Consider the following 12,079-nt stretch of genomic DNA (forward strand, 5'->3'; position numbering starts at 1 on the left):
ATGGCTAGGAGTGTCCTGGGAGCAACGGTAATGGGTGGATGACCCACGCTGCCGCCAAGGCTGCCCTAAGCCACACCTGATGTGATCTGCGTCAACTGCAGCCATTGGCATCGCCGGTTTCGCACCATTCACGCCATTTGTCCAGGTGGGCCGGTGTCCGAGGTCGGCCGCGGGTGTGCGTCGGCATCGTCGCGCGACCCCGGAATTGTCGCGATCGACACCAAGGTTCCCCTGAATTCGAGATATGATCCTGGTCATCCCTGTGCGTGACGCTTGATGTGGATGAAGCTCTGGCGGTCTGGGCCACTCGTCGCGAAACCACATCAGAGAGCCGCGCTCGCTGAGGGTGGGGCCACGCTGGAGAAGAAGTGGATGGGGATGGCGCGGAATATTTGGGGCCGCTTCGATGCGCGATCCGCCTCGGTGATGTTGTGCACCGGTGGCGCGCTCCCGCTTCCCGTTCTCCTGCTGTTCCAGCCGTCGGCAGCCCGTCCGGGCGGTCTGATCGGGATGACGGTCGTCTGGGTGTTCACCGCGGTGACGATGACCTACACCTACCGGCGCGGACGGCTGAGCGACCGGGAGTTCAGCATCCTGGGCTTCGGCGGCATGGTCGGGATCGCCGTGTCGGCCTTTCTGCTCGCCGACCCGGTGGTGAGTCGGGGCATCATCGCGATGGTCGCCGCCATCCCCGCGATCGCCGCGATGGCGTCGTCGATGCGAACGGTGGTCCTGTTCACCACGTCGGCGATGGTGCTGTCGGTCGTGGGATCACTGCGTAACGTGCACAACTGGGTGTCCGCCACGATCAACGTCGGTGCGGCGGTCACCGCGGTGACGGTCCCGGTGTTCATGGTGGTGGCGTTGCGGTTGTCGTTGGAGATCGCGCTGGCCCGTCAGGAGCGACTCGGAGAAACCGATCCGCTCACCGGACTGCTGAACCGGCGTGGACTGTACAGCCGTGTCGAGCGACTGTTCGACACGTTGTCCGCGAGCCCCCAGTCGATGGGTCTCCTGCTGATCGACATCGACCACTTCAAGTCCGTGAACGACCAACTCGGTCACACCGCCGGCGACATCGTCTTGCGCGACGCCGTCCAGGTACTGATCCGTTCTGCGCCGCCGGGGGCGCTGTGCTGCCGTTTCGGCGGCGAGGAGTTCTTGATCGCGTTCACGGTCAGCGACGAATCCGACCTCCTCGCCTGGGCCGAACACGTCCGCAAGATGGTGGCCGCGGAGTCGTTGGTGACGATCAGCGTCGGCGGGGTGTGCGCGCGGATCACCCGTATGCCGCACGGCCCGTCGAACACCGACACCCGCATCGACCTGTTGATGCATCTCGCCGACCAACAGGTCTACCGAGCCAAGCGAGACGGACGAGACCGGGTGCGGATCACCGGCGCGGAACCACTGAACTGGGTTCCCGATCGACGGAATTCCGATCGGGGTGGCGGCATCAGCAAGATGGAACGCAGCGTGGGACTGATCGACCTCTTCGCCAAGAGGATCGTCCCGCCGGCCGAGGTGGAACAACACCGCAACGCCGGTTGACGGCTCACTCTCAGGCGGCCACTAGGGCGTTGTCGCCCAGGATGGTCGCACTTGCCATCAGCTCTGAGCACTGACGCTGCATCAACGCCCACATGTCCGGTCGCGCCTGCTGGGCCATGGTCAGCCGATCCCAGAACATGACCTGTGTGCGGTACCGGTCGTCGGGATAGGGCGTGGGGGGCACGTCGCTGTTCACCCGGCCACCGCCCGACTCCCAGCGGCTCAGCACGTGGTCGGCAGCGGTGGCCATCGTGTATCGGCAACCCGCCAACGTCTGGACGAACAGCGGTACCCGGGCGATCTGAGCGGCGATGTGGCCCGCCGCCGGATGCGGGTTGACGAACGCGGTCTTCAACTCCGCCAGCCCGTCGCCGAGACGCGTTGAGAGCTCCTCGCTCAGCCGGACCAGACCGGGTGTGCCGTCCCACTCGATCAAGGCGTGCGATTCGGAGATGGAGCGGTAAGGGCCCTGGACCCGCACCCCGCCGACCACCTCGTCGTCATCGGTGATGACGGCGAAGAACATGGACGTCTCCTCCCCGCCGACCACCGCGTCGAAGTCGAGAGCACCCGAGATGCCGTGCGCGGCGTAGGACCGCCGGGCACCGTCGATGTAGCGCAACCACACATCGGGGGTCGACAGGGGAGTACCGGCGAACACCGTCGTCCCGCTGCGATCGTCGCGGACCGTGAGACCCGTTGACGGGATGTCGATCTGGCCGGCTGCAGGCCGCAGGTCCGACGTGTCGATGACGATGCGATCAACGGCCGAGGGGCGGGTGTCGAGTGCCAGGTCCATTCGTGGTGCCTCATTGTCATGAAAGGGATGTTCAACAAAGTAAACATCGAGGTTTGGTACGGGTGTGACCACAGGGAATTCCATCCTCTGGCCGCATGCAATTGTTGCAGTCTAAGTCGGCGAGTGAAAGCGTGGTTGTCGTGCCGACCTGGTACGGGTCGGGCCACTCCACAAAGGGGCAGCCGCTATGACGTCACGTGATTCCCGATTTCGAAGAGAATTTGAGATCACCATTTTTGATCCGACTGTCGACGACGAAGTGACAGCTCTGGACGAGCTACGGAGCGATCCCTCGATCACCGTTGTCGACCTCTACCCCGGTCAGCATGAGGCGCTGACGGGTTTGTTGCCCGCCCCTGGCGACCACCTACTGGACGAGTCGGCGCGCTGGGTGTACTACCCCTGGCGATCCAGCGTGGTTCGCATCGTGGGTCCACAAGGTTTTCGCAGGTTGCGCCTCGCCCGCAACCTCAACAAGTTGACGCTGAGCGAATTGGAGCGCTTCTGGCGCTTACGGGTGGGGGTGGTGGGACTCAGCGTCGGCAATGCGGTCGCCTACACGATCGCACTCGAAGGACTGGTGGGAACTTTGCATCTGGCGGACTTCGACGAGATGGAATTGGTGAATCTCAACCGGGTGCCGGCAACCATGTTCGATCTGGGGGTCAACAAAGCCGTTGTGGCCGCGCGACGGATTGCCGAACTGGATCCTTACATCCGTATTCACGTTTTCACCGACGGAGTCACCGAGCAATCGGTGGAAGGATTTCTCGAGGGACTCGATCTCGTGGTCGAGGAATGCGATTCTTTCGACGCGAAAATCCTTGTTCGCGATCACGCACGACGCTTACGTCTTCCGGTGATCATGGAGACCTCCGACGGTGGTGTGCTGGATGTCGAGCGATTCGATCTCGAACCCGATCGGCTGCCTTTCCACGGCCTGCTCGGCGATCTGGATGCGGAATCACTGCGCGGTCTGACCGCGGCGGAGAAGGTCCCGCTGGCCATGGCGGTGACCGAGGCCGGTTTGTTGACGACGCGTATGGCCGCGTCGCTGATCGACGTGGGCACCCGACTGAACACCTGGCCTCAGCTGGGGTCGGACGTGGCCTTGGCCGGCGCGTCCGTGGCCACGGCTGTGCGTCGATTCGGTCTGGGGCGGGACCTGCCTTCCGGCCGGACACGGATCAACCTCGAGGATCACCTCGACACGTTGCTCACCCCGATCGCCGTAGCCGACGTGACGGTGGCGGCGGCCGAATCGGCTGCGGACATGGTGGCCACCCTCGACAACGAGGACCTGGTGGCGTGGGCCGCGAGTCGGGCGCCGTCGCAGGGCAACGGTCAGCCGTGGCGGATCGACGTGGACGACGACGTGGTGACGGTGACCCAGAGTGCGACGCCCACCGCATCGGACCCCCACGGTCTCGGATCGGCCGTGGCGGTGGGTGCGGCGGCGTTCGGCATGCGGGTGGCCGCCGCGGCCCGCGGTCTGGCCACGGTGAGCGCACCGGTGGACGCGGGTGACGCGGTAGGGGTGCGACTGCAGCTCTCGGGAGGCGACACCGGCCCCACCGACGAGGCGAAGTTGATGCCCGCGCTGGTGACGAGCACATCGCACCCGGGTCTCGGTGACGGCAGCGGACTCGGGTCCGACGACGCGACGGCGTTGGTGGACGCCGACGCGAGCCGGGCGATGACGTTGGTGACCGACCGCCAGACCATCGCGCGCGTCGCGGAGCTGCTGTCGGTTGCGGCACGGCTACGGCTGCTGATCCCCGCGCTGCACCAGGAGATGTTCGCCGAGGTGCGTTGGCCGGGTGACGCCGATCCGCTCGCGGGTATCCCGGTGGGAGCGCTCGGTATGCCACCGCATCAGCTGCCGGTGCTGCAGGTCCTGCGCAGACCGGAGGTGATGGCGTTCGTGGAGGAGTGGGACGGCGGTGACACCCTCGGTGCACTGGTCGCCGCCCAGGTCGCCTCGAGTTCCGCGATCGCGGTGTTCAGCGGTCCCACGCAGACCCGGGAGGATCACCTGCGCCTCGGCTCGTCCGCCGAATCCGTGTGGTTGACCGCAGAGTCACTCGGTTTGGCGGTCGCGTCCGCGGATCCGCCGCTGCTGCATCTGCGCCCCGGCGACGATCCCGGACTGACCCCCGGACATCGCGTCGCCGAACTGTTGACCACCATCGACGAGCTGTCGGCGACGGTGGGCGTGCCGGCGGGCCACCGAATCGCCGCGGTACTGCGGCTGTTCCGTACCGACGTCGTGGCGCCCGTGCTGCCGCGGGATCCGGCCCGGATCACCCGCGCGCGCTGACCGCCCGGTGCCGTGCCGCGCTGCGCATCGCCGACGACGTCCAGATCAGCGCGACCAAGGCCGGCCCGAACAGGCAGGTGGTGACGGTCGGGGCGGAGGACGACAGACCGGCCTGCCACAACGCGACGGCGGCGTCGAGGCCGACCAGCGCGGCCAACAGCGCGGCGGTGGCACCCGCCGCTCGGTCCCTGTTGGTCGCCGCGAACAGGGTCAGTGCCAACAGCCCGGCCGCGGTCACCACGGCGACCACTTGGTGACCGTGCGCCGCGGCGGCGGTGAGACCGAGCGCGTGGTGCGACAACTGCAGCACGAAAACCCACAGCGCGGCGCCGAGGGCTCCGGTGGCGGCCAGCGCGGCCACCACCTGACGCCAACCGGTGTCGTCGGGGTCGGCGTCGAGCAGGGCCGGTGCGACGCCGCGGTCCGGGGCGGTGGTGCTGGTGGTGGTGAATGCCCTGGTGGTGAATGCGGTGGTCATGGTTCAAGGATGTGGCGGCCACCCTGGTCCGGACTGTGAGACGGCTGGGAGGGCGCCGTGAATGCCCGCGCGACTAATGTGCCGGTGTGCCCACCGTCTCCGCAGGCGCGGATCACCGTCGCATCCGGCGCGCGGCGGGTGTGCTGATGCTCATCACCTACCTGGTGGTCGAGGTGGTGGTGACGGTTGCGGGGACCTGGGTGTTCGCGGCGTCGTCGGGACGGGTGCACCCGGTGTCGTCCGCGCCGGTGGTTCCGACGGCCATCGTGCTCGGCTCCAAGGTCACCGACGGCGAGCCGCTGTCCTATCTGCGCGGGCGTCTGGACACCGCCGCCGAGCTCTACCGGACCGGCCGGGTGCGCACCCTTCTCGACAGCGGCAACGGCGGTTCTCCCGTCGGCGACGAGGTCGCGGTGATGCGGACGGCATTGCTGGCGCGCGGGATCCCCGGCGACCGCATCGTCGACGACGGCCTGGGTCTGGACACCGCGGCGAGCTGCCGCCGCGCCCACGACGTGTATGGCGTCCGACGAGCGGTGGTCGTGACCCAGGACTTCCACGTCGGCCGCGCGGTGGCGCTGTGCCGGACCGCGGGTATCGACGCATCCGGTGTGGTCGCGGACTGTGCCTGTGCGACCTGGACGGTGCTGCGCAACCATCTGCGTGAACTGCTGCTCGCCCGGCCGCGAGCGCTGGTCAGCGCCCTGTCGTGGTGAGAGCGGCCTCGTCACCGAGTGCGCTCGACTGCGCGTCACGACGACGTGGACGGCGCAGTCGCGGGATCGAGGGCGGGGTCACGCGAGGCAGCGGGAGGCGTTCCTTGCCGGTGATATAGCGAGAGCCGGGGAGTCGGCGCAGCACCTCGACGGTCAGCAGGGTGCCCGCGATCGTCATCAGGTAGATGACGGCGGTGGCCCAGGGTGCGTGCAGGGTTCGGACCAGCGGCGAGCCGGCCCCCTCCGAGCCCCCGGTCGCATGCAGGAGCACCTGCAGGACCAGCACGTGTACCAGGAAGATCGAGAACGACCGATCCGCGGTGTAGCGGATCACCGCCGCGATCCGTGGGGTGGTGTCGCGGTGGCGGGCCCAGAACACCGCCAGCGCATACAGCCCGACGATCGCACAGACCAGGTACGGCAGCAGGCTGGGGTGCATCGAGTCGCTCGCGGCCAGCGGTGTGATCCCGTGCTGGGTGCGCAGGATGAAGGCGGTGTAGGCCAACGCGCCCGTGACGACGATGGCGGTGGCCACCCACCGTCCGCGACCGCGCAACACGCGGTCGATCCGGTCGCGGTTCATCGCGATCACCGCACCCAGCACGATGAAGAACTGGTAGGGGAGAAAGGTTGCGTAGTTGCGCCACCAGTACTGGCCCAGCCAACCGCCCGGCGTGTAGTGGGTGAACGCCGCGACGAGCGCCACCTGCAGCACGAAGCTGGTCGCGACGAGAGCGACGTGGTGGCGGCGGGTGCGACGCACCAGCCACAGGAGCGCGGGAAAGAGGACGTACACCTGCATCATCACGAAGATGAAGTAGAGGTGCGGCGCGGCCACGCCCCACTTCAGGTCGTTCCAGAAGTCGGTGAGGCTGGTCGGGATCTGCAGGAACCGACCCTCCGTGTAGAAGCGGTAGGCCCAGTACACGAACGACCAGATGACGTAGGGGATGACCACCAGTTTCAGCCTGCGCGGCCAGAACGTCAGCGCGTGGAAGTCTTTCTTGTCCATGTTCGCGTACATCAGGACGAACCCGGTGAGAAAGAAGAAGGCGTTGCGGCTGACGTGGCCCCACATGCCCAGCGCATTGGATGTGACGTTCAGGTTCTCGTCGGTGGTGGACGAGAGAACGTGCGAGAAGATCACCAGCGCGAAGGTGGTTCCGCGGATGAAGTCCGCCTGATACAGCCGTCCGCGCGCGCTCGCTGCTGCCGGGGTCGTCCTCGCGGGGGCTTCGACTGTGGTGGTCATCGGCTCTCTGGGGTCCGTCCCTGTCTCTGGTCGTCGTCTGGGTCGCATACAGCCTCGGACACGGTAGCAACGCGAAGTGTCCGGTTCGCCATCCCGCATCCCGTCGTCGGGGACCGGTCGTGCGTGCTTGTCAGCCTGCCGCCGCCGGTTGAATGCCTGCTGGCCCGTTCCTGTGTGTTCGCCGTGAATCGGATCACCCCGATCGGGTGGTGGCGGAACTCACACCCTCGGGTCCGTCCGGGCCGCTTGTCGAGGTGACCGGTGACGGTGCAGGTCATCGCGGTCTTGAGTGGTCATCGCTCAATTGTGTGGTCGGATCGGGAACATCGATGCGGTGCCGGGGGTTGTTCAGATCAAGACTTGAGTGTGGATCACTCAGGAATCTCTTGACTCGGGGTGAGTGGTTCCGGTAATAGTTGAGTGGTCCACGCTGAAGTCCCGGTTCGATGAGGTCCCGATGCACCATGGCGACTCCGCACAGCGCGGAACCGCGAACCGGACTCGCACGACACACGACTTGTGAGCAGAACCCCGCCCCCCGGCACCCGCCGGTCGGCGGCACATAACAGGAGGCAAACAGATATGGCTCGTGCTGTTGGAATCGACCTCGGTACCACCAATTCGGTGGTGTCGGCGCTCGAAGGTGGCGAACCCGTCGTCATCGCCAACGCCGAGGGCTCGCGTACCACCCCGTCGGTGGTCGCGTTCGCCCGCAACGGGGAGGTCCTGGTCGGACAACCCGCGAAGAACCAGGCCGTCACCAACGTCGACCGCACCATCCGCTCGGTGAAGCGCCACATGGGCGACGGCGACTGGAACACCGCGATCGACGACAAGAAATACACCCCGCAGGAGATCAGCGCCCGCACGCTGATGAAGCTCAAGCGCGACGCCGAGAGCTATCTCGGTGACGACGTGAAGGACGCCGTCATCACCGTGCCCGCGTACTTCAACGACGCGCAGCGTCAGGCGACCAAGGAAGCGGGCCAGATCGCCGGCCTGAACGTGCTGCGGATCGTCAACGAGCCCACCGCCGCGGCGCTGGCCTACGGCCTGGACAAGGGTGAGAAGGAGCAGACCATCCTGGTCTTCGACCTCGGTGGCGGAACCTTCGACGTCTCGCTGCTCGACATCGGCGACGGTGTGGTGGAGGTGCGTGCCACCTCGGGTGACAACGAACTGGGTGGCGACGACTGGGATCAGCGCATCGTCGACTGGCTGGTCGACAAGTTCAAGGCGCAGAACGGCATCGACCTGACCAAGGACAAGATGGCGATGCAGCGTCTCCGCGAGGCCGCGGAGAAGGCGAAGATCGAGCTGTCGAGCTCGCAGTCGACCTCGATCAACCTGCCCTACATCACCGTCGACGCCGAGAAGAACCCGCTGTTCCTCGACGAGCAGTTGAGCCGCAGCGAATTCGAGAAGATCACCTCCGATCTGCTCGACCGGACCCGCAAGCCGTTCGAGGCCGTCATCAAGGACGCCGGGATCAAGGTCAGTGACATCGATCAGGTGGTGCTGGTGGGTGGATCCACCCGCATGCCCGCCGTCACCGAGCTGGTCAAGAAGCTGACCGACGGCAAGGACCCCAACAAGGGCGTGAACCCGGACGAGGTCGTCGCCGTGGGTGCCGCCCTGCAGGCGGGTGTGCTCAGCGGTGACGTCAAGGACGTGCTGCTGCTCGACGTGACCCCGCTGAGTCTCGGCATCGAGACCAAGGGTGGCGTCATGCACAAGCTCATCGAGCGCAACACCACCATCCCGACCAAGCGGTCGGAGACCTACACCACGGCCGAGGACAACCAGCCGTCGGTGCAGATCCAGGTGTTCCAGGGTGAGCGTGAGATCGCCTCGCACAACAAGCTGCTCGGATCCTTCGAGCTGGGCGGCATCGCCCCGGCCCCCCAGGGTGTGCCGCAGATCGAGGTGACCTTCGACATCGACGCCAACGGCATCGTGCACGTCACCGCGAAGGACAAGGGCACGGGCAAGGAGAACAGCATCCGCATCCAGGAGGGTTCGGGTCTGTCCAAGGAAGAGATCGACCGGATGGTCAAGGACGCCGAGGCACACGCCGAGGAGGACCGGAAGCGTCGCGAGGAGGCCGAGACCCGCAACCAGGCGGAGTCGCTGGTCAACCAGACCGAGAAGTTCCTCAAGGAGAACGACGACAAGGTTCCCGCCGACGCCAAGACCAAGGTGGAGGCCGCGATCGGTGAGGCGAACGAGGCCCTGAAGGGCACCGACCTCGCCGCGATCAAGAGCGCCATCGAGAAGCTGTCGGCGGAGTCGCAGAGCCTGGGTCAGGCCATCTACGAGAAGTCGGCCGCCGAGGGACAGGCCGCGGGTGGCCCCGAGGGTGCCGCATCCGCCGACGACGGCGTCGTGGACGCAGAGGTCGTCGACGAGCCGGATTCCGGAGACAAGAAGTGACCGCTGGGAAGCCGGAAGGCTCCCATCCGGACGAGCCGGTGACGGTGACCGACCGTCGTCGCATCGACCCCGAGACGGGCGATGTGCGCGACGCTGCGGCACCCGATCCGGCGTCCGGGGCCACTCCGGCCGACACTGCCACGACCGACGCTCCGGCCGACCCACCGGCCGCCGACGACGATCCGGTGGCGAAGGTCCGCGAGGAACTGACCGGCGACCTGCAGCGTGTGCAGGCCGACTACGCCAACTACCGTCGGCGCGCCGAGAAGGAGAAACAGAGCTCCATCGCCTACGGGAAGTCGGTGGTCATCAACGAGCTGCTCCCGGTGGTCGACGACCTCGACCGGGCCCGTCAGCACGGCGACCTGGAGACCAGCCCCCTCAAGGGGGTGGCCGACAAGCTCGTCGAGGTGCTGCAGTCGCACGGATTGCAGACCTTCGGCAAACCGGGTGAGCCCTTCGACCCGGATCTGCACGAGGCCGTCCAGCACGAGGGCGACGGCTCCAACCCGGTGATCGACGCGGTGTACCGCCAGGGGTATCGCTTCGGCGACCGCACCCTGCGGCACGCGATGGTCACGGTCACCGACGCTCCCGCGGGCGCGGCGACCGAGGCGACGACCGGACAGCGGTCCGAATCCACGGGACAGTAACCGTGGACCAACCGCTCGGGCGCCGAGGACACGCCTCGGCGCCCGAGCGGCACCACGATCCCGCCACGACTCATCCGACTCCCGCGGTTCCGGAGTTCCGGGCCGGCGGTGAGGTCGACGACACATTCACACAGCTACTCACGACCAGATACACGGGTCGACGACAGACAAGGAGGTGACGCCTGGTGGCTCCACAGCGAGAATGGCTGGAGACAGACTTCTACAGTGAGCTGGGCGTTGCTCCAGACGCCTCGGCCGACGAGATCAAGAAGGCATACCGCAAACTCGCGCGGGAACTGCATCCCGACGCCAACCCCGGTGACGCCGCAGCCGAAGAACGTTTCAAGAAGGTGTCCGAAGCGCACAGCGTGCTCGCCGACCCGGAGAAGCGGAAGGAATACGACGAGACGCGCGCGATGTTCGCGGGCGGTCGCTTCCGTGGCGGGGCGGGCTCCGGCTTCCCCGGTGGCTTCAACGGCGACGGTGGATACAGCGGCGGGGGATACAGCACCGGCGGCTTCGGTGGCGGTGGTGGAGCTCAGGACTTCAACGTCGAGGACCTCTTCGGCGACGGCGCGAGTGCCGGCAACTTCGGTGATCTCTTCGGTGGCTTGTTCAACCGGACCGGCGGCGGTGGTACCACCCGGTCGTCCGCGTCGCGTCCGCGCCGCGGTAACGACCTGGAGACCGAGACCACCCTCCCGTTCCGCGAGGCCGCTCTGGGCACCACCAAGACCATCTCGCTCTCCGGTGCGGCGCCGTGCACCAATTGTCACGGCAGCGGCGCCCGACCGGGCACCAGCCCGCGAGTGTGCCCGACCTGCAACGGTGCCGGGGTGGTCAGCCGGAATCAGGGTGCGTTCGGGTTCAGCGAACCCTGCCCCGACTGCCACGGCACCGGTTCCAAGATCGACGAACCGTGCCCGGTGTGCGACGGCAACGGTGCCACCGTGCGGACCCGGTCGATCAACGTCCGGGTGCCTGCCGGGGTCGAGGACGGTCAGCGCATCCGGTTGGCGGGACAGGGTGAGGCGGGACTGCGCGGCGCACCGTCGGGTGACCTCTACGTGGTCATCCACGTCACCGCGGACCCCGTGTTCACCCGTAAGGGGTACGACCTCAAGGTCGAGGTCCCGGTGAGTTTCAGCGAACTCGCACTCGGCGCGACCCTGTCGGTGCCCACTCTCGAGGGACGGGTCGGGGTGAAGGTGCCCGCCGGGACCTCCGACGGCCGCACCCTGCGAGTCCGCGGACGCGGCGTGCCCAAACGTGCGGGTGGCACCGGAGATCTCCTGGTCACGGTGAAGGTTGCGGTGCCGTCCGGTCTCGACGAGGCCGCGACGGAGGCCCTGACCGCCTACGCCACGGCAGAGAAGGCCGCGGGCTTCGACCCGCGTGCGTCCTGGGCAGGTGCTCGATGAACGCGCTGGACCCGGAGGGGTTCGGAGCGGATGCGTCCCGCTCGGACGGCGAACGTCCGGACGCGGTCGAACCCGACGCGGTCGATCGCACGGACTTGCAGACCTTCATGATCTCGGCTGCGGCCCAACTCGCCGGTATGCACGCCCAGACGCTGCGCACCTACGACCGCCTCGGACTGGTCAGCCCCCAGCGGGCGTCGGGCGGGGGCAGGCGGTACTCCTCGCGAGATGTCGACCTGCTCCGGGAGGTGCAACGACTCTCCCAACACGAGGGGGTGAACCTCGCCGGGATCAAGCGGATCATCGATCTGACCAACCAGGTCGACGCGCTCCGCTCGCGGGTCCGTGAACTGGAGGCCGAGGTGGCCGCGTCCAAGCGACGGTCCGGGGAGATGGTCCGGGTGCCCCGCACCAACGCGATCGTGGTGTGGGAACCACGCCGTCGCCAACGGTGAA

General features: G+C 67.1%; 10 protein-coding genes. 7 read left to right on the plus strand and 3 right to left on the minus strand.

The window, feature by feature from the left end:
• The first annotated feature begins 282 nt into the window (after nucleotides 1-282).
• Nucleotides 283-1,551 (plus strand): GGDEF domain-containing protein, encoded by a 1,269-nt coding sequence (locus BW971_RS00830; RefSeq protein WP_159441812.1) that lies wholly within the window; start codon nucleotides 283-285, stop codon nucleotides 1,549-1,551.
• Nucleotides 1,552-1,561: 10 nt separating this feature from the next.
• On the opposite strand, the gene BW971_RS00835 is transcribed toward BW971_RS00830, so the two are convergent.
• On the minus strand, nucleotides 1,562-2,350 hold the full coding sequence (locus BW971_RS00835) for a hypothetical protein (RefSeq protein ID WP_234974150.1): 789 nt from the start codon (nucleotides 2,348-2,350) through the stop codon (nucleotides 1,562-1,564).
• Nucleotides 2,351-2,537: 187 nt separating this feature from the next.
• Between BW971_RS00835 and BW971_RS00840 the strand changes: the two genes are divergently transcribed.
• Nucleotides 2,538-4,670 carry an Rv1355c family protein gene (locus tag BW971_RS00840; protein ID WP_083709142.1) on the plus strand — a complete coding sequence of 711 codons (2,133 nt, stop codon included), beginning with the start codon at nucleotides 2,538-2,540 and terminating at the stop codon, nucleotides 4,668-4,670.
• Here BW971_RS00840 and BW971_RS00845 read toward each other — a convergent pair.
• Nucleotides 4,654-5,148 (minus strand): hypothetical protein, encoded by a 495-nt coding sequence (locus BW971_RS00845; protein ID WP_076475670.1) that lies wholly within the window; start codon nucleotides 5,146-5,148, stop codon nucleotides 4,654-4,656. The two genes, BW971_RS00840 and BW971_RS00845, sit on opposite strands and share 17 nt — an antisense overlap.
• A gap of 86 nt (nucleotides 5,149-5,234) precedes the next feature.
• Here BW971_RS00845 and BW971_RS00850 point away from each other — a divergent pair, with 86 nt between their 5' ends.
• Nucleotides 5,235-5,864, plus strand: a complete 630-nt coding sequence (locus BW971_RS00850) for a SanA/YdcF family protein (protein WP_327200043.1) — start codon at nucleotides 5,235-5,237, stop codon at nucleotides 5,862-5,864.
• Here the strand turns inward: BW971_RS00850 and BW971_RS00855 are convergent.
• Nucleotides 5,845-7,116, minus strand: coding sequence for an acyltransferase (locus tag BW971_RS00855; RefSeq protein WP_076475671.1), 1,272 nt, complete (start codon nucleotides 7,114-7,116; stop codon nucleotides 5,845-5,847). The genes BW971_RS00850 and BW971_RS00855 overlap by 20 nt on opposite strands.
• A gap of 582 nt (nucleotides 7,117-7,698) precedes the next feature.
• Between BW971_RS00855 and dnaK the strand changes: the two genes are divergently transcribed.
• From dnaK to BW971_RS00875, 4 genes are all read left to right on the plus strand, one after another.
• Nucleotides 7,699-9,549, plus strand: coding sequence for a molecular chaperone DnaK (gene dnaK / locus BW971_RS00860; protein WP_076475673.1), 1,851 nt, complete (start codon nucleotides 7,699-7,701; stop codon nucleotides 9,547-9,549).
• On the plus strand, nucleotides 9,546-10,202 hold the full coding sequence (grpE, locus tag BW971_RS00865; protein WP_076475674.1) for a nucleotide exchange factor GrpE: 657 nt from the start codon (nucleotides 9,546-9,548) through the stop codon (nucleotides 10,200-10,202). Before dnaK ends, grpE begins: the two co-directional genes overlap by 4 nt.
• A 185-nt stretch (nucleotides 10,203-10,387) precedes the next feature.
• Nucleotides 10,388-11,623 (plus strand): molecular chaperone DnaJ, encoded by a 1,236-nt coding sequence (gene dnaJ / locus BW971_RS00870; protein WP_076475676.1) that lies wholly within the window; start codon nucleotides 10,388-10,390, stop codon nucleotides 11,621-11,623.
• A complete protein-coding gene (locus BW971_RS00875; RefSeq protein ID WP_083709144.1) occupies nucleotides 11,620-12,078 on the plus strand; it encodes a heat shock protein transcriptional repressor HspR in 459 nt (152 codons plus the stop codon). The genes dnaJ and BW971_RS00875 overlap by 4 nt, the downstream gene beginning before the upstream one ends.
• Nucleotide 12,079: the final 1 nt, after the last annotated feature.

Source organism: Williamsia sterculiae (genome assembly GCF_900156495.1).
GTDB classification, from domain to species: domain Bacteria; phylum Actinomycetota; class Actinomycetes; order Mycobacteriales; family Mycobacteriaceae; genus Williamsia_B; species Williamsia_B sterculiae.